At 70.7% G+C, this 21434-nt stretch carries 14 protein-coding genes and 1 tRNA gene; 5 read left to right on the forward strand and 10 right to left on the reverse strand.

Annotation, left to right across the window (positions count from 1 at the left end; genetic code table 11):
* Positions 1 to 588, forward strand: a complete 588-nt coding sequence (locus ACZ5WE_RS04415; RefSeq protein ID WP_467687606.1) for a response regulator — start codon at positions 1 to 3, stop codon at positions 586 to 588.
* 43 nt (positions 589 to 631) lie between these two features.
* Here the strand turns inward: ACZ5WE_RS04415 and ACZ5WE_RS04420 are convergent, their stop codons facing one another.
* Both ACZ5WE_RS04420 and lepA read right to left on the reverse strand, forming a co-directional pair.
* Positions 632 to 2521 (reverse strand): AMP-dependent synthetase/ligase, encoded by a 1890-nt coding sequence (locus ACZ5WE_RS04420; protein ID WP_467687604.1) that lies wholly within the window; start codon positions 2519 to 2521, stop codon positions 632 to 634.
* Between the two features lie 230 nt (positions 2522 to 2751).
* Positions 2752 to 4623 carry a translation elongation factor 4 gene (lepA, locus tag ACZ5WE_RS04425; protein ID WP_467687602.1) on the reverse strand — a complete coding sequence of 624 codons (1872 nt, stop codon included), beginning with the start codon at positions 4621 to 4623 and terminating at the stop codon, positions 2752 to 2754.
* Between the two features lie 313 nt (positions 4624 to 4936).
* Between lepA and rpsT the strand changes: the two genes are divergently transcribed.
* The gene (gene rpsT, locus ACZ5WE_RS04430; protein WP_467687601.1) at positions 4937 to 5203 is read left to right on the forward strand and encodes a 30S ribosomal protein S20; all 267 of its coding nucleotides are present in this window, start codon (positions 4937 to 4939) and stop codon (positions 5201 to 5203) included.
* 336 nt (positions 5204 to 5539) lie between these two features.
* Here the strand turns inward: rpsT and holA are convergent, their stop codons facing one another.
* On the reverse strand, positions 5540 to 6523 hold the full coding sequence (gene holA / locus ACZ5WE_RS04435) for a DNA polymerase III subunit delta (protein ID WP_467687599.1): 984 nt from the start codon (positions 6521 to 6523) through the stop codon (positions 5540 to 5542).
* Between the two features lie 130 nt (positions 6524 to 6653).
* Between holA and ACZ5WE_RS04440 the strand changes: the two genes are divergently transcribed.
* Entirely contained in the window at positions 6654 to 6899 is a 246-nt protein-coding gene (locus ACZ5WE_RS04440) for a hypothetical protein (RefSeq protein ID WP_467687598.1), read from the forward strand.
* A gap of 43 nt (positions 6900 to 6942) precedes the next feature.
* Here ACZ5WE_RS04440 and ACZ5WE_RS04445 read toward each other — a convergent pair whose 3' ends face one another.
* From ACZ5WE_RS04445 to leuS, 6 genes are all read right to left on the reverse strand, one after another.
* Positions 6943 to 7899, reverse strand: coding sequence for a YceI family protein (locus ACZ5WE_RS04445; protein ID WP_467687890.1), 957 nt, complete (start codon positions 7897 to 7899; stop codon positions 6943 to 6945).
* A 654-nt stretch (positions 7900 to 8553) separates the two neighbouring features.
* Complete coding sequence (locus ACZ5WE_RS04450) at positions 8554 to 11277, reverse strand: ComEC/Rec2 family competence protein (RefSeq protein WP_467687596.1); 2724 nt, start codon at positions 11275 to 11277, stop codon at positions 8554 to 8556.
* Positions 11278 to 11300: 23 nt separating this feature from the next.
* The gene (locus tag ACZ5WE_RS04455; protein ID WP_469157275.1) at positions 11301 to 12023 is read right to left on the reverse strand and encodes a ComEA family DNA-binding protein; all 723 of its coding nucleotides are present in this window, start codon (positions 12021 to 12023) and stop codon (positions 11301 to 11303) included.
* A 1118-nt stretch (positions 12024 to 13141) separates the two neighbouring features.
* On the reverse strand, positions 13142 to 13987 hold the full coding sequence (locus ACZ5WE_RS04460) for a DegV family protein (protein ID WP_467687594.1): 846 nt from the start codon (positions 13985 to 13987) through the stop codon (positions 13142 to 13144).
* A gap of 144 nt (positions 13988 to 14131) precedes the next feature.
* The gene (locus ACZ5WE_RS04465; protein WP_467687592.1) at positions 14132 to 14923 is read right to left on the reverse strand and encodes a hypothetical protein; all 792 of its coding nucleotides are present in this window, start codon (positions 14921 to 14923) and stop codon (positions 14132 to 14134) included.
* A 154-nt stretch (positions 14924 to 15077) separates the two neighbouring features.
* Positions 15078 to 17990 (reverse strand): leucine--tRNA ligase, encoded by a 2913-nt coding sequence (leuS, locus tag ACZ5WE_RS04470; RefSeq protein ID WP_467687591.1) that lies wholly within the window; start codon positions 17988 to 17990, stop codon positions 15078 to 15080.
* A 415-nt stretch (positions 17991 to 18405) separates the two neighbouring features.
* On the opposite strand from leuS, the gene ACZ5WE_RS04475 reads away from it, so the two are divergent.
* Together ACZ5WE_RS04475 and ACZ5WE_RS04480 are read left to right on the forward strand one after the other, a co-directional pair.
* A complete protein-coding gene (locus tag ACZ5WE_RS04475; RefSeq protein WP_467687589.1) occupies positions 18406 to 19623 on the forward strand; it encodes a hypothetical protein in 1218 nt (405 codons plus the stop codon).
* Positions 19620 to 21215, forward strand: a complete 1596-nt coding sequence (locus ACZ5WE_RS04480; RefSeq protein WP_467687587.1) for an NADH-ubiquinone oxidoreductase-F iron-sulfur binding region domain-containing protein — start codon at positions 19620 to 19622, stop codon at positions 21213 to 21215. Before ACZ5WE_RS04475 ends, ACZ5WE_RS04480 begins: the two co-directional genes overlap by 4 nt.
* An 86-nt stretch (positions 21216 to 21301) precedes the next feature.
* Here the strand turns inward: ACZ5WE_RS04480 and ACZ5WE_RS04485 are convergent.
* Positions 21302 to 21374, reverse strand: a tRNA-Ala gene (locus ACZ5WE_RS04485).
* Positions 21375 to 21434 lie beyond the last annotated feature (60 nt).

The following is a 21434-nucleotide window of genomic DNA, read 5'->3' on the forward strand; positions in this document are numbered from 1 at the left end:
ATGAGCACAGAGGTCCTGACCGACAACCGCTCGAGCATCCTCCTTGTCGATGACATGGAGGACAATCTGATGGCTCTCGAAGCCGTCCTGGGGTCACTCAACGAACCACTCGTACGCGCCCGTTCGGGCGAGGAGGCGATGAAGGCGCTGTTGCGCCAACGTTTCGCCGTGATCCTCCTGGACGTACGCATGCCGGGGATGGACGGCTTCGAGACCGCGACGAACATCAAACGCCTCGACCAGACCAAGGACGTGCCCATCATCTTCCTGACGGGCACCGACAACGACGCGGGATATGCCTTCCGGGGGTACGCGACAGGCGCCGCGGACTACCTCACCAAGCCGTTCGACCCCTGGGTGCTGCGCGCCAAGGTCACCGTCTTCCTCGAACTGCACCGCAAGAACCGCCAGTTGGAAAGGATTCTGGCGCGCGAGAAGCGGCAGTTCGACGAGCTGGCGGCCCGTCTCTCGGCCATCGAGACGCACATGGCGGCCAGCAGCCTCAAGGACGTCCTCGAACTGCGCCACCACGTGACGCACATGGAGGAGCTGGTGAAGGAGATGCGCCGCGGGCGGGGTGACACCTGACCCGGAGTCCGGCACCACCCCGCCCGCGCACGGGAGTCGACGCTCAGGCCTCGCGCGATCCCGCGTACATCTCGTCGATCAGATGCTGGTACTCGCGCTCGACGACCGGGCGCTTCAGCTTCAGGCTCGGCGTCAGTTCGCCGTGCTCGATGTCCAGGTCGCGGGGCAGCAGCTTGAACTTCTTCACGGTCTGCCAGCGCTGGAGGCCTTCGTTGAGCTCCTTCACATAGCCCTCGACGAGTGCGACCGTCGCCGGGGCGGCGACCACGTCGGCGTAGCTCTTGCCGTCCAGGCCGTTGTCCTTGGCCCAGGCCAGGATGGACGGCTCGTCGAGCGCGATCAGGGCCGTGCAGAAGTTCTTGTCGGCGCCGTGCACCAGGATGTTGGAGACGTACGGGCAGACGGCCTTGAACTGCCCCTCGACCTCGGCGGGCGCGATGTACTTGCCGCCGGAGGTCTTGATCAGGTCCTTCTTGCGGTCGGTGATCCGCAGATAGCCGTCCGCGGAGAGCTCGCCGATGTCCCCGGTGTGGAACCACCCGTCGGGCTCCAGGACCTCGGCCGTCTTGTCGGCGAGGCCGTGGTAGCCCTCCATGATGCCGGGGCCGCGCAGCAGGATCTCGCCGTCGTCGGCGATCCGGACCTCGGTGCCGGGCAGCGGCTTGCCGACGGTGCCGGTGCGGTAGGCCTCGCCGGGATTGACGAAGGAGGCGGCCGAGGACTCCGTCAGACCGTAGCCCTCCAGGATGTGGATGCCCGCGCCGGCGAAGAAGTAGCCGATCTCGGGGGCGAGGGCGGCCGACCCGGAGACCGCGGCGCGCAGCCGTCCGCCGAAGGCCTCCCGCAGCTTGGAGTAGACGAGCGCATCGGCGACCTTGTGCTTGGCGCCGAGCCCGAAGGGCACCGACGCGGAGCCGGTCCTGCGGAAGTTGTCCTGGCTGACCTTCGCGTACTCGCGGGAGACCTCGGCGGCCCACAGGAAGATCTTGTACTTGGCGCCGCCGCCGGCCCTGGCCTTGGCCGCGACACCGTTGTAGACCTTCTCGAAGATGCGCGGCACAGCGGCCATGTACGTCGGCTGCACCACCGGAAGGTTCTCGATGATCTTGTCGACTCGGCCGTCGACCGCGGTGACGTGCCCGAGCTCGATCTGGCCCGAGGTCAGCACCTTGCCGAAGACGTGCGCGAGCGGCAGCCACAGGTACTGCACGTCGTCCGGGCCGAGCAGACCGGTCGACGCGATGGCCTTCGCCATGTACGACCAGTTGTCCTGCGGCAGCCGCACGCCCTTGGGCTTACCCGTGGTGCCGGAGGTGTAGATGATCGTGGCGAGCTGGTTCTTGGTGATCGCCGCGATCCGCTCCTTGACCGCCTCCGGGTTCTTCTCCAGATGGGCGGCGCCGCGCGCCTCCAGGTCGGCGAGGGTGAGTACCCAGCCGTCGGGGTCGCCGTCGGCGGGCCCCGCGCCCTCGGCGTCGATCACCACGACGTGCCGGAGCTCGGGCAGCTCGGCCCGCTTCTCGCGCGCCTTGGCGAGCTGCTCGGCGTTCTCGGCGATCAGGACCCGGCTGTCGGAGTCGGCCAGGATGTAGGTGGCCTCCTCGGCGTTGGTCTGCGGATACACCGTGGTGGTGGCCGCGCCCGCGCAGAGGATGCCGAGGTCGGCGAGGATCCACTCGACCCGCGTGGACGAGGCCAGCGCCACCCGGTCCTCGGGCGCGAGACCGAGTTCGATCAGGCCCGCCGCGATGGCGTAGACGCGCTCGGCGGCCTGTCCCCAGCTCAGCGACTTCCACTCGTCGGGTCCCTCGCCCGAGGCGGCCGGCACCGGATAGCGGTAGGCCTCGCCGTCGGGCGTGGCCGCCACGCGCTCAAGGAAGAGATGGGCCACGGACGGCGGACGGTTCTCGATCAAGGTCTGTGTGTCGCTCACGACATCCTCCGGACCCGCGACTATGCGGCGACTGGCTGGGGGCTGCTGGTCTTGTTTAACTTGCGAGTAACCTACGAGCAGTGATCAGAGTAGAGCGCTGACGCCCGGCGCGTAAGGGGCTTCTGCCTGTCACTTCATACAAGAACGGGTCCGCCGCGCAAGAGCGCGACGGACCCGTTGAGATGCCCCTGTGACGCCCGTGCCGGACGGGGCGGCGGTCGAGATCTGGGCTACTTCTTGCCCTTGCCCGGACCGCTGTCGTCACTGGAGAGCACCGCGATGAAGGCTTCCTGCGGCACCTCGACGGAGCCGACCATCTTCATGCGCTTCTTGCCCTCCTTCTGCTTCTCGAGCAGCTTGCGCTTACGGGAGATGTCACCGCCGTAGCACTTGGCGAGCACGTCCTTGCGGATGGCGCGGATGGTCTCACGGGCGATGACCCGGGAGCCGATCGCGGCCTGGACGGGGATCTCGAAGGCCTGGCGCGGGATGAGCTCGCGCAGCTTGGCCACCAGTCGCACGCCGTAGGCGTACGCGGCGTCCTTGTGCGTGACCGCGGAGAAGGCGTCGACCTTGTCACCGTGGAGCAGGATGTCGACCTTGACGAGCTGGGCGGACTGCTCGCCGGTGGGCTCGTAGTCCAGCGAGGCGTAACCCCGCGTCTTGGACTTGAGCTGGTCGAAGAAGTCGAAGACGATCTCGGCGAGCGGCAGCGTGTAGCGGATCTCCACGCGGTCCTCGGAGAGGTAGTCCATGCCGAGCAGGGTGCCGCGCCGGTTCTGGCACAGCTCCATGATCGAGCCGATGAACTCGCTGGGCGCGAGGAGCGTGGCGCGCACGACGGGCTCGAAGACCTCGTCGATCTTGCCCTCGGGGAACTCACTCGGGTTGGTGACCGTGTGCTCGGTGCCGTCCTCCATGACCACGCGGTAGACCACGTTCGGAGCGGTGGCGATGAGGTCGAGCCCGAACTCGCGCTCGAGCCGCTCACGGATCACGTCGAGGTGGAGCAGACCCAGGAAGCCCACGCGGAAGCCGAAGCCGAGCGCGGCCGACGTCTCCGGCTCGTAGACCAGCGCGGCGTCGTTCAGCTGCAGCTTGTCGAGAGCCTCGCGCAGGTCGGGGTACTCCGAGCCGTCCAGCGGATAGAGACCCGAGAAGACCATCGGCTTCGGGTCCTTGTAACCGCCGAGGGCCTCGGTCGCACCCTTGTTCAGGGAGGTGATCGTGTCACCGACCTTGGACTGACGGACGTCCTTCACGCCGGTGATGATGTAGCCCACCTCGCCGACGCCGATGCCGTCGGCCGGGGTCATCTCGGGCGACGAGACACCGATCTCAAGGAGCTCGTGCGTGGCGCCGGTGGACATCATCCGGATCCGCTCACGCTTGTTGAGCTGTCCGTCGACCACACGGACGTACGTCACGACGCCGCGGTACGAGTCGTACACCGAGTCGAAGATCATCGCGCGCGCGGGCGCGTCCGCGACGCCGACCGGCGGCGGCACCTCGGCCACGACCTTGTCGAGCAGCGCCTCGACACCCATGCCGGTCTTCGCGGAGACCTTCAGCACGTCCTCGGGCTGGCAGCCGATGAGGTTGGCGAGCTCCTCGGAGAACTTCTCCGGCTGGGCGGCCGGCAGGTCGATCTTGTTGAGCACCGGAACGATCTTGAGGTCGTTCTCCATCGCCAGATAGAGGTTGGCGAGAGTCTGCGCCTCGATGCCCTGCGCCGCGTCCACGAGAAGGACCGTGCCCTCACAGGCCGCGAGCGAGCGGGACACCTCGTACGTGAAGTCCACGTGGCCCGGGGTGTCGATCATGTTGAGAACGTGGGTGCTGCCCTTCTCGGGCCCCTCCGTGGGGGCCCAGGGCAGACGCACCGCCTGGGACTTGATCGTGATGCCGCGCTCACGCTCGATGTCCATGCGGTCGAGGTACTGAGCACGCATCTGCCGCTGCTCGACCACGCCGGTCAGCTGGAGCATCCGGTCGGCGAGCGTGGACTTGCCGTGGTCGATGTGCGCGATGATGCAGAAATTACGGATCAGAGCCGGGTCGGTACGGCTCGGCTCGGGCACATTTTTAGGGGTCGCGGGCACGCAGGGTCCTGTCTCTTGAGGCGCCTGTCGCCTCGGGTCGGATCTATACGTAGGTTCCATGGTCCCATGGGTGGGGCACTGGGCCCGGTTTGGGCCGGTCAGGGCGGGAAGCGAGCCCGGATTGGGCCGGTCAGGGCGGGAAGCGAGCCCGGATTGGGCCGGTCAGGGCGGGAAGCGAGCCCGGATTGGGCCGGTCGTGGTGCGGCTGGTAATCTGGGCAGCTGTGTCTCCTGGCCCTCTCAGCCCTGAGGCGCATGTCAAAGAAACTCATCTGCAGTACCTCTGCAGAACCTGAACCTGAAAAGGCTCTTTCGTGGCGAACATCAAGTCCCAGCTCAAGCGGATCAAGACCAACGAGAAGGCGCGTCAGCGCAACAAGGCGGTCAAGTCTTCCCTGAAGACCGCGATCCGCAAGGCCCGCGAGGCCGTTGCCGCAGGCGACACCCAGAAGGCCGTCGAGGCGACGCGTGAGGCTTCGCGTCAGCTCGACAAGGCCGTTTCCAAGGGTGTCATCCACAAGAACCAGGCCGCCAACAAGAAGTCGGCGCTTGCTTCGAAGGTCGCGTCCCTCCAGGGCTGAACCTCTTGCCCCGGCTCGCCGGGGCGCTGATCAATCCTCCCGCGAGGGTAATTCGAGCCCTCTACCTCGAATCGCGGACAGACCACGCAGTACGCCACGCTGCGACGATGCCCCCGGCCCACTCCGGGGGCATTGCTGTGTTCCGAGGGCTGACGACTGTGGGGGCGCGGGCCTATAGCGGCGGGGGCCTTCAGGGGCGCGGGGAACTGCGCGCCAAGCCACGACGAGCCCGCAGACGACGAACCGCCAGGATGCCGACCAGGGGCGCGGGGAAACTGCGCGCCAAGCCACGACGAGCCCGCAGACAAGCACCGGCAGGCAGCGCGCGGCACTCTCTCAGCGACGCGACCTCGCGGCACGGGCAACGGAGACGACGGCCTTCTCCAGCGCGTACTCGGGATCATCGCCCCCACCCTTGACACCCGCGTCAGCCTCCGCGCAGGCCCGCAGCGCCACCGCCACCCCGTCCGGCGTCCAGCCCCGCATCTGTTGCCGGACCCGGTCGATCTTCCAGGGAGGCATACCCAGCTCACGGGCAAGGTCCGCCGGCCGCCCACCCCTCGCAGAGGACAGCTTCCCGATCGCCCGCACGGCCTGCGCGAGGGCACTGGTGATCAGGACGGGGGCGACCCCGGTCGACAAAGACCACCGCAACGCTTCGAGCGCCTCGGCGGCCCGCCCCTCCACCGCCCGGTCGGCCACGGTGAAGCTGGAGGCCTCGGCGCGGCCCGTGTAATAGCGTCCGACGACCGCCTCGTCGATCGTGCCCTCGACGTCCGCCACCAGCTGGGACACCGCCGAAACGAGCTCCCGCAGATCGCTGCCGATCGAGTCCACCAGGGCCTGGCACGCCTCGGGCGTGGCCGAACGCCCCAGAGCCCGGAACTCGCCCCGTACGAACGAGAGCCGGTCCGCGGCCTTGGTCATCTTGGGGCAGGCGACCTCACGGGCCCCCGCCTTACGGGCGGCGTCGAGCAGCCCCTTGCCCTTGGCGCCGCCCGCGTGCAGCAGGACGAGGGTGATCTCCTCGGCCGGCGAGACGAGATACGCCTTCACGTCCTTGATCGTGTCGGCCGACAGATCCTGCGCGTTGCGTACGACCACGACCTTGCGCTCGGCGAAGAGCGAGGGACTGGTCAGCTCGGCGAGCGTGCCGGGCTGCAGCTGGTCGGAGGTGAGGTCGCGCACGTCCGTGTCGGCGTCGGCGGCACGGGCGGCCGCCACCACCTGTCGCACGGCGCGGTCGAGGAGGAGGTCCTCCTGGCCCACGGCGAGCGTGAGAGGGGCGAGCGGGTCGGCGGTATCTGTCTTCCTGGCCATCGCGGTCAAGCATCCCACGCGGCACTGACAGCCAGTCCCGTACAGCCGGACCGCCAGTCCCGTACAGCCGGACAGCCCGTCCCGTACAGCCGGTTCCCGACCGCCTCCCCCTGTACCGGAGAATGAGCGGGTGACCGACGTACGACATGTCCTGGTGCTGCCCGACCGCGATGCCGCGGAGGAAGTGGCCGAAGAGCTCCCCGACCGTTTCGGCGTGCGCGAGCAGCCCCAGCTCGTCCGTGACGCCCTGGCGGGCGAGGACGACGCCGAGGACGCCCAGTGGCTGGTCGTGGTCGAGGACTCCGAGCGTCGCCTGGACCGGGCGGCGCTGGACGAACTGGCGGCGGAGCATGAGGGCTGGCTGGAGGCTCCCTAGTGAGGCCCTGGGCCCGGCCCGTCGTGCAGTGGGCTGCCCGGTGTCAGCTCTTGGGCAGGACCTGGATGTCGAGGTCGATCGAGATGCTGGGTCCGACCGCCGCGATGCCACGGGCGAGCATCGTCTGCCAGTTGATCGTGAAGTCGTCGCGATGCAGCTCGGTGGAGGCTCGGCAGGCCACGCGGGTCTCGCCCTCCAGACCGCGGCCCACCCCGAGGTACTCCGTCTCCAGCGTCACCGTGCGCGTCACCCCGTGCAGCGTGAGACCGCCCGTGATCGCCCAGCGGCTGCCGCCCTTGTGCACGAAGCGATCGCTGTAGAACTCCATCGTCGGGAAACGCTCCACGCCGAGGAAGTCCCCGGACCGCAGGTGGTCGTCGCGCATCTTCACCGCGGTGTCGATGGAGGCGGCATCGATGACGACGTGCATCGCGGAGTCCTCCATGCGCTCCCCCAGCCGTATGGCGCCCGCGAAGCTGTTGAACCGCCCGTGAATACGGGCAAGGCCGATGTGCCGCGCGGTGAAGGCGACCGAGGAGTGCAGGGGATCGATCTCCCAGTCACCGGCCTCGGGCAGCGCCGGGGGCGTGGCTATCTGGAGCATGACGTCGCCGAGCGAGGCGTGCGCGCTCTCCCCGACCGTGGCGTTCGCCCGGTACGGAGTGAAGCCTTCCGCCGAAACCGCCAGGCGGTAGTCACCGGCGGGAACGGCCGCGACGAACGAACCGAACGGATCCAGTCCCCCACCGACGACCTTGCGCCCCATGGCATCGCTGACCGCGAACTCCGCGTGCCGCACGGGCTCATTGACGGGATCCAGCACCCGGCAGCTGAGCACTCCCGCACTGGGCGGAACCGCCACAGCGGAAAGGGGACCCCCAACGCGTCCTGCCCGCCCCACTCGCCCCGCTCGTCCCACCTGACCGGCTCGTCCTGCCCCACCGGCTCGATTCGACCGACCGGCTCGGTTCGTACGTTCTCCCAGCCAACGGCCGAACATATGCGACACACCCCCGCGCACCTTGACAACTCCTGTCACGAAGAGGCATTCGATCACCGTTGCGGCATTCGATGCAACACGAACCCACTCCACTGAAAACCTGCGTTAGCACTTGAACTGTCGCGAGTAGCCGAATTGGTCACCCCGAGTGGCGTTTTGACACCTCGCACGAGGCTTTGACGAGGTGGGGGCCGCTCGGGTCGGGGTGAGCTGTCGGCCGGGGTCGAGTCAGCTCGGCTGAGCCTGGGCGACCTGGTCAGCCGAGTTGGCTTGGCCGGGTCGGCCAAGGCGGCGGGGGCGACTGAGGCGGCCGGCGGCTCGGCCAGGGCCAGCGAGGCGCGGTTCGGGGAGAGCTGGGTCCGCTCAGATCGGCTCGGCTCGGCTCGGTTCGGTCAGGGTTGGCGTGGCTCGGTTCGGTCAGGGTTGGCGTGGCGTGGCTCGGTTCGGTCAGGGTTGGCGTGGCTCGGCTCGGCTCGGCTCGGTCAGGGTTGGCTCGGCTCGGCTCGGTCAGGGTTGGCGTGGCTCGGCTCGGCTCGGTCAGGGCGATCTGGTCAGCCGAGTTGGCTCGGACGAGGCTGTCGAGGCGGACGAGGCGGACAGGGCTGCCGAGGTTGCCCGCCAGGTCAGCCACTCCGGCCGGGAGCCTGTGGCTCGCTAAGGCGGGCGGGTGGCCACCTGCAATGCCGGAGCCGTCGCCGCCGAGCCGCCGGTCGGCCCGATGACCGCGATCGAGCCGTTCATATCCGTCCGCAGCACCTCCGCGCCTCCGGCCCGCAACGCCGCGACCGTGCGGGGAGCCGGGTGTCCATACGAGTTGTCCCGTCCACAAGAGATAAGGGCGAGGCGAGGCGCTGCCCGCCGCAGGAGCCCGGGGTCCTGGTAGGCCGAGCCATGGTGGGCGACCTTGAGCACGTCCACGGGTGGCAGCGCCGCCACGGCCGGAGTGCGCGCCAGGGCTCGCTGGGCGGGCGGCTCGAGATCACCGAGCAGGAGCAGGGTCACCCCCTCGGCCCGCACGAGCAGGGTGACGCTGGCGTCGTTCGGACCATCGGGAGTCGACGCCGCACCCGAACCGCCCGCCGTACCCGAACCGCCCGCCGTGGGCCAGAGCACCTGCCAGTCGAGAACGCCGCCGCCCGCACGCCGCCGCTCCCCCGCCACGGCGTGGCTCACCGGGATGCGGTGGGCGGCCGCCTGCCCCCGTACGAACCGCGCCTGCTCGGGAGGCTCTTGATACCCCGTCGTCTGGATCGCCCCGACCGAACGCCCCCGAAGCACACCCGGCAGGCCCGCCACATGATCGGCATGGAAATGCGTCAACAGCACCAGCGGTACACGCGTCACGCCGAGCGAACGCAGACAGCGGTCCACGAGCACCGGGTCGGGCCCCGCGTCGACGACCACCCCCGCCCCGTCACCGGCGGCCAGCACGGTGGCGTCCCCCTGGCCCACGTCACACATCGCGAACCGCCAGCCCGGCGGCGGCCAGCCCGCGATCACCCGGGTGAGGGGCGGAGGTTGCACGATCGCGAGGAGAAGCAGCAGGGCGCAGGCCACGCTGAGCCAGGGATGTCTGACGAGCCTGCGGCCGACAAGGACCACGCCGACCGTGGCGAGGGCGAGCAGCAGACCGCCACGCCAACCGCCGGGCCAGTCGACCCCACTGCCGGGTAAGGCCGCGCCCCCGCGGGCGATGTCCGCGATCCACCCGGTCGGCCAACTCGCGCACCACGCCAGGACCTTCGCGACCGGCATCGCCACCGATGCCGTCGCAAGCGTGGCGAAGCCGAGGACCGTGGCAGGCGCGACGGCCACCTCCGCGAGGAGGTTGCAGGGGATCGCCACCAGGCTCACCCGTGCCGCCATGACGGCGACAACGGGCGCGCACACCGCCTGCGCGGCAGCCGCCGCGGCCAACGCCTCGGCCAGCCGCGGCGGAACCCGGCGTCTTTGAAAGGCAGCACTCCACCTCGGAGCGAGGGTGAGAAGGGCTCCGGTGGCGAGAACGGAGAGCAGAAAGCCGGGGCTCCGAGCCAGCCACGGGTCGTACAGAACGAGCAGCAGTACGGCGGCTGCCAGGGCCGGGATCAGCGACCTGCGCCGCCCGGTGCCGATGGCGAGCAGCGCGATCAGCCCGCAGGCCGCGGCCCGCAGCACACTCGGGTCCGGTCGGCAGACGATGACGAAGCCGAGTGTGAGGGCGCCGCCCAGCAACGCCGTCGCCCGCAGCGGAATCCCCAACCGCGGCGCGATACCCCGTCGCTCCGCGCGCGGGGCGAGGCTGGGCGGGCCGATGAGCAGGGCGAGGACGATCGTGAGGTTGGCGCCGCTCACCGCCAGGAGGTGCGTCAGGTCGGTCGCCTTGAAGGCCTCCTCCAACTCGGGCGGCACGCGCGAGGTGTCCCCGACCACAAGGCCGGGCAACAGCGCCCGGGAGTCGGCCGGCAATCCGTCCGTAGCCTCCCGTAGCCCACCCCGCAGCCTCCCCGCCAGACGCTGCGGCCCCGACGGCGCCTCGATCACCCGCGGCGCCGGCTCTCCGGATACCCGCAGCACCGCCGCGACACGGTCGCCCCGCGGCAAGGGAGGGGCGAGGCGTGCCTGGACACGCAGCCTGGTGGAGGGCAGGAGCGAGAGCCAGCGGGCCCTGGGCCAGGGGCCTGCGGAATCCTCGCCGCCGGCACGCCAGGGGCGGGCGGCACTCCCGCCACTCCCCTCGTCCCCGCTCCCGCTCCCGCTCCCGCTCCCGGCGAAGACCAGGGCTGGTGTGCGGGTCACCGCGGTGTCGCCAGCCGCCGATGTGACCCGGACGATCTCCGCGTCCAACATGACGGAGGGCGGTACGGCATGGGCTCCCGAGACGCGGGGCCGGGTCAGCCGGGGGTCGGACGTGACCTCCAACTCGACCTCTGCCTCGGCATATTGACGCGCCAGGGCGGGGACCGGGCCCCGGTGCAGGTCGGCGCCGTGCAGTGCCCCGGAGGCAGCGCCCGCCGCGGCACAGAGGAGGACGGCCGCCACCGAGACCCGTTGCCAGGGCTGCCGTTGCCTCGCGCCGTCGGCCGGCTCTGCCACATCCTGCCGCCGTTCATCCACCGATTGCGCCTGGGCGTTCCGCGACCCCTCACCCGCCGACCGGCCCCGCACCGTCCAGGTCACCAGCAGGGCACCGGCCACCGCCACGCAGACCACCACGGCGACGATCACCCACCGCGGCGGAGCATCCAGCGCCACGGCCGCGGTCCCCCACGCGGCGAGGGCAGGCGGCACCAGGCGCAGGTCCAGCGGGCCCTCCCGGCGAGGGTGGGCGCCTCCGAGCCGGGGCCCGGGCGGGGCGTGAACGGTGGGACGCTCCGGGGAACTTGGGTTCCCCCGCATGACGGCCGCCCGACTTGGCGCCCTCATGGCCGCACGAGATTCTGCAGGTCGGCAAAGCGTTTGTCGCCGATTCCATTGACCTCGCGCAGTTCGTCCACCGAGCGGAAACCGCCGTGTTCCGTGCGGTAGTCGATGATGTGCTGGGCCAGCACGGGGCCGACGCCCGGCAGTTCGTCGAGTTGCTCGGCAGTGGCCGTGTTGAGGCCGACCGGGGCGGCAGGGCTCGCTCCCGTCGCTCCCGCGGCCGCCTCCGCGCCAGGCGCCGCCGGAGCCGCCGGAGCTGCCGGTGCCGTCACCGGAGCGCCCACCACCACTTGTTCGCCGTCGATGAGCAGACGGGCACGGTTGAGGCCGCCGGTGTCCGTGCCGGGGCGGACTCCGCCCGCGGCCTTCAGGGCGTCGGCCACCCTGGACCCCGCGGGCATCCGCAGAATTCCGGGACTGCGGACCTTGCCGCTGACATCCACGACGATCCCGCCGCCGCCCGCACCGGCCGCCGGCCGACCACCGCCCTCCGCGGGAGGCGGGGCCACCGGCGACGGCGAGGGCTCCGCACCGACCACATCGGGTGCCCGCACCGGCTGCGTCCGCCCTGCCCAGAAGTGCTGGGCAGCGAAGACCGCCGCTACGAGGAGAACCGTGAGGAGCGCGATCAGACTCCGCCGCTCAAGACCACAGCGCAGCTGCAGCCACAGCGGCAACCGCTCCCGCACAGCCAGCCCCAACCGCCCCTGCAAGGGCGCCACCGTCTCCACAGCAGCGTCCCCCCGCCGAGCCTGCGACTGCGGCTGCGGCTGCGGCTGCGACTGCGACTGCGGCTGCGACTGCGCAGGCGCATGAGCGCCCACCACCGGCTGCCGCCACCGCACGTCCTGCACCCGCCTCAGCGGCGACTCCGACGACGGCACCCGCACGGCCCGCGGCAACAACGCACCTTCCGGCGGCGACGCCGACCGAGTCGGCGGCTCGGCCAGCGGCAATGTCACAGCCTCGGGCAGTGGCTGACGCCGCCCCGTGCCGCGCAGCCGCGACTGCGGCCCCAACTCACCATCGGCTGCGTCCGCATCCGCCTGCTGAGCCCGATGACGCGCCGAAGGCTGGATCTCCCCCGGAGCCTGCGACTGCGGCTGCGGCTGCGGCTGCGGCTGCGGCTGCGGCTGCGCAGAATCCCCCGCACCCGCACCCGCGCCCGCCCCCGCCCCCCGACGCCGCGCAGCCTCCGGCTGTCGCGCCCCCTGCGGCTGCGACACCGCCCTCGATCGCCGTGCTACCCGCGGCTGAGACGGCGACTCCGGCTCGGGAACTGGCTCCGGCTGCTGATGCCCCGCCTCCTCCAGCTCCGGCTGACGCCAACGCATGCCCCGCCTCGGCCCCAGCCCTGGCCCAGGCCGAGGCCCCAGATGACCCCCAACCGCCAGCACACCCCCCACCCCCCGAACATCCGGCGGCGCACCCGACCTCAAGTCCCCTCCGTCACCGCCCCCTTCACCGCCCGTGTCACCGCCCCCTTCAGGCTCGGCAGTGAAGAGTGACTCCGCGCGCTGCCGCAACGCCTGTGCCCGCGCTTCCGCCGAGGCGTGTCTGCGCTTGGTCGCTCGCCTGCGGGCGTGGCTGTAACGCGCGCGGCCGTCAGAGGCTCGGCTGTCGGACGCGGGGGCTCGCCCCGGTCCGCTCGTCGCGGCAGGTTTCCGTGCAAGTGATCGAAGTGCCATGCCAACGACGCTAGGCATCGCGGCACAATTAAGTTGATCTTGCTCAATTCCGGTGGATTACCCGGGAGTTGTGGATAACTCCGTCACCCACACCCGCACCCCCACCCACACCCGCGCCCCCACCACAGCCGCGCCCCACCCGCATCCACCCCTCACCAGGGCGAAACCACAGCCCCCAACAACCCCGGCCCCGTATGCGCCCCGATCACCGCGCCGACCTCGCTCACATGCAGTTCCGCCAGGCCGGGGAGCCGATCCCTGAGGCGGTCCGCGAGGGTTGATGCCCGGTCCGGGGCCGCCAGGTGATGTACCGCGATGTCGACGCGGTTCGACCCCGCCCGTTCGACCACGATCTCCTCGAGCCGGGCGATCGCCTTGGACGCCGTTCGCACCTTCTCCAGCATCTCGATGCGCCCGCCGTCCAGCTGAAGCAGCGGCTTCACGGCCAGCGCCGAGCCCAACAGGGCCTGGGCGGCACCGATCCGGCCGCCACGGCGCAGATAGTCCAGCGTGTCGACGTAGAAGTACGCGGACGTGTTCGCGGCTCGCTTCTCCGCCGCGGTCACCGCCTCATCCACCGAACCGCCCGACTCGGCGGCTTCCGCCGCCGCGAGCGCGCAGAAGCCGAGGGCCATCGCGACCATTCCGGTGTCCACCACCCGCACCGGCACCGGCGCGTCCTTCGCGGCAAGGACCGCCGCGTCGTACGTGCCCGAGAACTCGGCGGACAGATGCAGCGAGACGATGGCCTTCGCGCCCGACTCGGCGACCTTGCGATAGGTCTCCGCGAAGAGTTCCGGGCTCGGTCGCGACGTGGTCACGGAGCGCCGCTTCTGCAGCGCCAGGGCCAACGAGCGGGCGGAGATCTCGGTGCCCTCTTCGAGAGCCTGGTCGCCGAGGACCACGGTCAGAGGTACCGACGTGATGCCGTGCCGCTCCATCGTCCGCTGCGGCAGATAGGCCGTTGAATCCGTGACGATCGCGACATGACGGGACATGCGGTGGAGATTACCTGCCTGGGCCCGACGGCGGCAGCCCGGCCCCTTGCGGGTCAGTCTGCCAGCTGAGCTCCCGGCCGTGCCACGTCGTCACCCGCGCGGACGCCCACGCAGACGCGGACACCCACGCGGTCTCCCGCGCCGTCACGTCGTGCTCTCGGGCCTGGTCTGCTTCTCCCAGGGATAGACGGGCCGCGGCGTCGGCGGCGTGATGGCGGGCCGCGCCGACTCCTCCGCCGACGCGGAGGGCTTCGACTGCCCCGCCCGCTCCGGCTGCTCCGGACGCTCCGACTGCCCCGAAGGCTCCGTCCACGTCTGCTCGGCCCCCTTGCCCGCCTCCGCCGCAGGCTCGGGCTCGGGCCACGCGGCGGGTTTCTGCGCAGGCGAGGGCTCCTTCGTCCAGTGCCGCAGCGCGCCCGTCTCCAGGTCGATCTGCGAGCTCAGCGAGTCCAGGTCGTCGTCGGCGAACCGGTGGGACCGGTCACGCACCGCCCAGCGCAGTGAGTCCGCCGACTTCGTGATCTGCGCCGTACGCTCCCGCAGCGCGGGGAGCCGCGAGGCCAGGGTCGCCCTGTCCGGGTCCCGCTCAAGACGGCGGAGCTCGTCGTCCAGCTCGTGCCCATGCGCGCTGAGCCGCTCGAAGAGCCCCAGGGACTCCTTCAGCGAGGCGTCCTCGACCGCACCCGCCTGCAGGGCGTCCTGGGTGGCCCGCATCGACGTACGCAACTTGAGCCGCAGCTGGGCCAGTTCACCGGTCGCGCCCACCTGCGCGAAGCTCTTCGCGCGCAGCGTCGTGTCCTCCACCGACCGGCGTGCCTGCGAGATCGTGCGGTCCACGCCACGCTTGGCGGCGCCGACCGCCTTCACTGTCATGTACGCACCAAAGACCACGAACAGCAATACGAGCAGCGCCACGATCACGCCCACGGCTTCCATGACGCTCCTCCCAGGTCCTGCGGCGAGTTCCGCACCGACTCTTCAACGGTAAACGCAAAGGGCAGGCCGAGGGTTCCAGCGGAACCCCCAACCTGCCCGTAGGGGACTACCCCCATGCCCGCGCGCATGCCCCTCGCGCGCCTCGCGGCCGGTGTTACGCCGGCACGATGTTCACCAGCTTCGGCGCCCGCACGATGATCTTGCGGATCCCGGCGCCCTCCAGCGCCGCCAGCACCCTCTCGTCACCCAGAGCCACCTTCTCCAGCTCCTCGTCCGAGATGGACGGGGAGACCTCCAGGCGTGCCCTGACCTTGCCCTTGATCTGCACGACGCAGGTCACGGTCTCGTCCACGACGTACGCCGGGTCGGCCACGGGGAAGTCCTGGTGGACGACCGAGTCGCTGCGGCCCAGCTTGCGCCACAGCTCCTCGCCGACGTGCGGGGCCAGCGGCGCGATCAGCAGCACCAGGCGCTCGGCGACCGAGCGCGGCAGCGCGCCGCCCTCCTTGGTCAGGTAGTTGTTCAGCTCGGTGATCTTGGCGATGGCGGTGTTGAACCGCATGCCGTCCAGGTCCTGGCGCACGCCGTCGATCGCCTTGTGCAGGGCGCGCAGCGTGCCCTCGGCGATGTCGGACTCCGCGACGTCGGCGACCGTGACCTCACCGGTCGACTCGTCGACGATCAGTCGCCACATGCGCTGCAGCAGGCGGTACTGGCCGACCACCGCGCGCGTGTCCCAGGGGCGCGAGACGTCCAGCGGGCCCATCGCCATCTCGTACAGGCGCAGGGTGTCCGCGCCGTACTCCTCGCAGATCTCGTCCGGAGTGACGGCGTTCTTCAGGGACTTGCCCATCTTGCCCAGCTCGCGCTTGACCGGCTCACCCTCGAAGAAGTACTGGCCGTCGCGCTCCTCGACCTCGGTGGCCTGGACCGGGAAGCCACGGCTGTCGCGGTACACGTAGGCCTGGATCATGCCCTGGTTGAACAGCTTGTGGAACGGCTCGGCGGACGAGATGTGCCCCAGGTCGAACAGCATCTTCGACCAGAAGCGGGCGTACAGCAGGTGCAGCACCGCGTGCTCGGCGCCGCCCACGTACAGGTCGACGCCACCGGTCGGCTGCCCCTCGCGCGGGCCCATCCAGTACTGCTCGACGACCGGGTCGACCAGCTTCTGGTCGTTGTGCGGGTCCAGGTAGCGCAGCTCGTACCAGCAGGAACCGGCCCAGTTGGGCATGGTGTTGGTCTCGCGGCGGTACTTCTTGGGCCCTTCGCCCAGGTCCAGGGTGACGTTGACCCAGTCCTCGTTGCGGGACAGCGGCGTCTCCGGAGAGGTGTCCGCGTCGTCCGGGTCGAAGGTGCGCGGGGAGTAGTCGTCGACCTCCGGCAGCTCCAGGGGCAGCATCGACTCGGGCAGCGAGTGGGCGACGCCGTCCTCGTCGTAGACGATCGGGAAGGGCTCGCCCCAGTAGCGCTGACGGCTGAACAGCCAGTCGCGCAGGCGGAAGTTGACGGTGCCCTCGCCGATGCCGCGGGTGGCCAGCCAGCCGGTGATGCGTGCCTTGGCGCCGGCGACGTCCAGGCCGTCCAGCGAGATCTCCTCGTTCGAGGAGTTGACCAGCTTCGCCTCGTAGGAGGAGAAGGCGTCGTCCCACGTCGCCGTGTCGGTGCCGCGGTCGTCCGAGGGCTCGACCACGCAGTGCATCGGCAGGTGGAAGGCGCGGGCGAAGGCGAAGTCACGGCTGTCGTGCGCCGGGACGGCCATGATCGCGCCGGTGCCGTAACCCATCAGTACGTAGTCGGCGATGAAGACCGGGACCTGCTCGCCGCTGACCGGGTTGGTGGCGTACACACCGGTGAAGACGCCGGTCTTCTCCTTGGCATCGGCCTGGCGCTCGACGTCGGACTTGGAGGCGGCGAACGCGCGGTACTTGGCGACGGCCTCGGCCGGCGTCGCGTGCCCGCCGGTCCACGTCTCGTGGGTGCCCTCGGGCCAGGCGTCGGGTACGACCTTGTCGACCAGCTCGTGCTCGGGCGCCAGGACCATGTAGGTGGCGCCGAACAGCGTGTCCTGGCGGGTGGTGAAGACGGTGATCGCGTCGCCGTCCTCGGTGCCGACGGGGAAGTCGACGCGGGCGCCTTCGGAGCGGCCGATCCAGTTGCGCTGCTGCAGCTTGATGGCCTCGGGCCAGTCCAGGCCGTCCAGGTCGTCCAGCAGGCGGTCCGCGTACGCCGTGATGCGCATGTTCCACTGGCGCAGCTTGGCCTTGAAGACGGGGAAGTTGCCGCGCTCGGAGCGTCCGTCGGCGGTGACCTCCTCGTTCGCCAGGACGGTACCCAGGCCGGGACACCAGTTGACGGGCGCGTCGGACGCGTACGCCAGGCGGTACTGGCTCAGCACCTCCGCGCGCTCCACCGCATCCAGCTCGCTCCACGCGCGCGTGGTGCCCGGTACGGCACGCTCACCGCTGTCGAACTGCGCGACCAGGTCGGCGATCGGGCGGGCCTTCTGAGCGTCGGCGTCGTACCAGGAGTTGAAGATCTGTACGAAGATCCACTGGGTCCACTTGTAGTAGTCCGGGTCGATCGTCGCGAAGGAGCGTCGCTTGTCGTGGCCCAGGCCCAGACCGCGCAGCTGCGCCTTCATGTTCTCCATGTTGGCCTCGGTGGAGGCGCGCGGGTGGGTGCCCGTCTGCACGGCGTACTGCTCGGCGGGCAGACCGAAGGCGTCGAAGCCCAGGGTGTGCAGGACGTTGTGGCCGTTCATCCGCTGGAAGCGCGCGAAGACGTCCGTGGCGATGTACCCCAGCGGGTGGCCGACGTGCAGGCCCGCTCCGGAGGGGTACGGGAACATGTCCATGATGAACTTCTTGGGCTTGGCGACCAGCGCGGCCTGCGCGGCCGACCCCTCGGCGGACGGCGCCAGGTCGCCGCTCGGGTTCGGTGCCTCGTACGTGCCGTCGGCGTCCCAGAAGTCCTGCCAGCGTGCCTCGATCTCGGCGGCCAGGGCGGCCGTGTAGCGGTGCGGTGCGGCCACCTCGGAGGCGGCAGCAGAATTCGTCTCGCTCATGATCCTCAAAGCTCCATCGATCGTCTCTGCCTGCGGAAATGACCGTCCCGGCCAAATGAAAAAGCCCCTCACACAGGAGGGGACGCCGCGCCGATGCCGACCGCGATTTTCCGGCGGTCGGGACTGATCAGCGCGGCCCGCTAAGCAGAAGGCGTACGGCACGCATGGCGTCAGGGTACCGCAGCGCTCACGCGCCCCGCGACGAGGTTCCCGCGCGCGATCCCCGCGCCCGCCCGGAGCCCCCGAGAGGCCCGGCAGCCAACCTTTGGCCAAGGGTTACTCCGCGTACCGACCGCTATCGGGGCAACACCAAGATCGCATCGCGTTTGGATAACAACGCAATAACTCAAACCTCGTACTCACTGGTATGCGTCCACTTAGCATGCGGCGATCGAGCCATTTCGGAGTCGCCCCCATGAACCCTCTGAATCCTCATCGCAAGAGCCGCGCAAGCCGCACCGACCGCAAGAGCCGTTCGTTCACCCCATTCCCCGAACCGAGCAGAAGCACGCGCGGAGTCCTGACCACCGCCGCACTCCTGCTGATACCCCTGCTCGTGGTCGTCGGGAGCGACGCCTTCCGCGCCGCACTCGACTTCACCACCGGCGTCCTGTCCCTGGTCTCCCTGACCGCCGCCGTCGTCTGGGGCCTGGTCGCCACCGACCGGCTCTTCCTGCACTCCCGTCAGCGACTGCTCGCCCAGGCCGTGCACCGGGCCACCGCCGTCGCCTCCATCGGCTTCCTCCTGCTCCACGTCACCGTCAAGCTCGCGCTCGACCACGTGTCGCCGGTAGGCGCCCTCATCCCCTTCGGGCTCGGCTTCTCCGGCAGCGACGGCCTCATCGGCCTCGGGTCGCTCGCCGGGCTCCTCATGGTGGTCACCGGCGTCACCGGGGCCTTGCGCAGCGCCTTCGCCTCGCCGCTCCAGGTCGCGTCCCGCTGGCGCGCGCTGCACATGCTCGCCTACCCCGCCTGGTGTTCGGCACTGATCCACGGCCTGTACGCGGGACGGCCGCCCAGTCCGTGGGTGACCACCCTGTACTGCCTCTGCCTGTTCGCCGTCGCGGGTGCGGTCGCGCTGCGCGCTTCCCCGCTCCCGCTCAAGCGCAAGGTGGCCGCCCGGGTCCTGGCCCTCCTGGAACCGGAGGGCAGGGCACGCAACAGAGAGCCCGTCCGCAGGGACACCACCGAGTCCCCGCTCCCCGGCACGGCCGCCGCTCCCGGCCGTGCCCCCGAACCCGCGTCCGACCCCGCCCCGGTGGTCGGCATCGCGGCGGCCTACCGCGTCCTCGCCTCCACCGACCAGCCCACGGAGGTCGTGTCCAGCACCGACCCCCCGCCGCCCCGCTGGCCGGCGCCCTCCCCGCCTCCCCCGGCTGAGGCGCCCCACATCCCGTACGACACGACCCTGTACGACACCCACTCCACCGCGTACGGCTCCGAGGACCCCGGCTACCGCTCCCACGACACCGCGTACGACCCGCCGCCCTACGGCGCGGCCCCCAACCCCCCGTACGAGGCCCCGTACCAAGCCCCGTACGACAGCGGCCCCGCCACTGAACCGCTGCCCCACACCTTCCAGGCGCCGAGTTCGGGCGAGCCCTGGAACGCCGCTACCGGAGGCCCCAAGTGAACGCGTCGCTGCCCGACGTCCCCGAAGTCCGTGTCGTCGGGCTTCCGCTCCTGACCTCGGGCTTCGATCTGGTCGAGCGCCTCGACCTGGCGATGCACCTGAAGGTGCACGGCCCGCTCGAACCCATGGCGGGCGAGTCCCTCGCCACCCTCTCCGAGGCCATCTCGCTGCGTGGCAGGGGCGGCGCGGGCTTCCCCTTCGCCAAGAAGCTGCGCGCGGTCGCCGACGCGGCGATACGTCGCGGCGTGCGCCCGGTGGTCGTCATCAACGGCAGCGAGGACGAACCCGCCTGCCGCAAGGACACCGTCCTGATCAACCGGGCCCCGCACCTCATCCTCGACGGAGCTCTCCTCGCCGCCGAGGCCCTGGGCGCGCGCACGCTCGTCGTGGGCGTGACCCGGGACTCCACCGAGTCCTCGATGCTCTCGGCGCTCGCCGAGCGCGGCCTGACCAACCGGCGCGGATCGAGCATCCGCGCGCGCGTGCAGCGCAATCCGGTCCGCATGGTGACCGGCGAGTCGTCGGCCCTGGTGCGCTCGGCGGACGGCGGCCCGCCCATGCCGCCGGGACGCAAGGTGCGCACCTCCGACTCCGGAGTGGGCGGAGCGCCCACGCTGCTGTCCAACGCGGAGACCTTCGCCCAGCTCGCGGTCGCCGCCCGGATCGGCCCCGACCGCTACTGCCGCACCGGCCTGCGGGACGAGCCGGGCACGGTGCTGCTCACCGTCTCCGGAGCCGTCGCGAGGCCCATGGTCGTCGAGGTCCCCACGGGAGTGCCCTTGCGGTACGTCCTGCAGCTGGCCGGCGCCCCGCCGCTCCCCCAGGGCGTGCTGACGGGCGGCTATCACGGCAAGTGGCTCGACGCGGTCACCGCTCATGACGCGGTCGTCTCACGCGCCTCCCTGGAGGCCTGCGGCGGCGCTCTCGGCGCGGGTGCGATCCTGCCGATCGGTCCCGGCACCTGCCCGCTCGGGGAGGCGCTGAACGTGGCGAACTGGCTGGCCTCCGAGAGCGCGGGACAGTGCGGCCCCTGCTATCTGGGCCTGCCCGCGGCGGCCCGCGGCCTCGCGGACGTCCTGGACGGGGGCGGACCCACCGCCCTGGAGGCGCTGCGCGAGGTCACACGGGCCGTGAAGCGGCGCGGCGCCTGCAAGCACCCCGACGGCACGGCGGCCTTCATCGAATCCACGATCTCGGCGTTCACGGACGACCTCGCCGCGCACGTCCTGGGCGGTGGCTGCGGCCGCCCCGTGGAGGGCGTCCTGCCGCTCCAGGCGGAAACCCCGCACGCCGAGGCCCCCAGCGGCCGCAGGCTGGCCGTCGACTGGACGCTCTGCCAGGGCCACGGGCTCTGCGCGGACATCGTCCCCGAGCTGATCCAGCTGGGCCCCGACGGCTTCCCCGGTGTGGCGGAAGCGTCCGTACCGCGGTACTCCGAAGCGCGCGCCGAGCGTGCGGTACGCCGCTGCCCCGCGCTCGCCCTGCGCATCGAGGAGGACCCGTCCACGCCCTCGCCGCGCACCGCACTGCCACTCGCACTGCCGCCGGGCAGAAGCCGTGGCCGCAGGGCGCTCGGCAGCGGACGTCAATGACCCACCGACGGGTCCACTAGGAGATCACCCCGGCAGGACACACGAAAGCGGGCCACCCGATCCGGGTGGCCCGCTCTCATCTGCTGTGGAGCTAAGGAGAATTGAACTCCTGACCTCCTGCATGCCATGCAGGCGCTCTACCAACTGAGCTATAGCCCCTTGCCTGTCCGCCCGGTTTCCCCGGCGGCTCCGCCAACATTACACGGTCCTCCCCGTGCT

The sequence above is a fragment of the Streptomyces sp. NPDC033180 genome, assembly GCF_055577645.1.

Coding starts and splice junctions, on each gene's coding strand:
- ACZ5WE_RS04415 (WP_467687606.1), top strand. CDS start 1: ATGAGCACAGAGGTCCTGACCGACAACCGCTCGAGCATCCTCCTTGTC.
- holA (WP_467687599.1), bottom strand. CDS start 6,523: ATGGCCAGGAAGACAGATACCGCCGACCCGCTCGCCCCTCTCACGCTC.
- ACZ5WE_RS04445 (WP_467687890.1), bottom strand. CDS start 7,899: ATGTTCGGCCGTTGGCTGGGAGAACGTACGAACCGAGCCGGTCGGTCG.
- ACZ5WE_RS04450 (WP_467687596.1), bottom strand. CDS start 11,277: ATGCGGGGGAACCCAAGTTCCCCGGAGCGTCCCACCGTTCACGCCCCG.
- ACZ5WE_RS04460 (WP_467687594.1), bottom strand. CDS start 13,987: ATGTCCCGTCATGTCGCGATCGTCACGGATTCAACGGCCTATCTGCCG.
- ACZ5WE_RS04465 (WP_467687592.1), bottom strand. CDS start 14,923: ATGGAAGCCGTGGGCGTGATCGTGGCGCTGCTCGTATTGCTGTTCGTG.
- leuS (WP_467687591.1), bottom strand. CDS start 17,990: ATGAGCGAGACGAATTCTGCTGCCGCCTCCGAGGTGGCCGCACCGCAC.
- ACZ5WE_RS04475 (WP_467687589.1), top strand. CDS start 18,406: ATGAACCCTCTGAATCCTCATCGCAAGAGCCGCGCAAGCCGCACCGAC.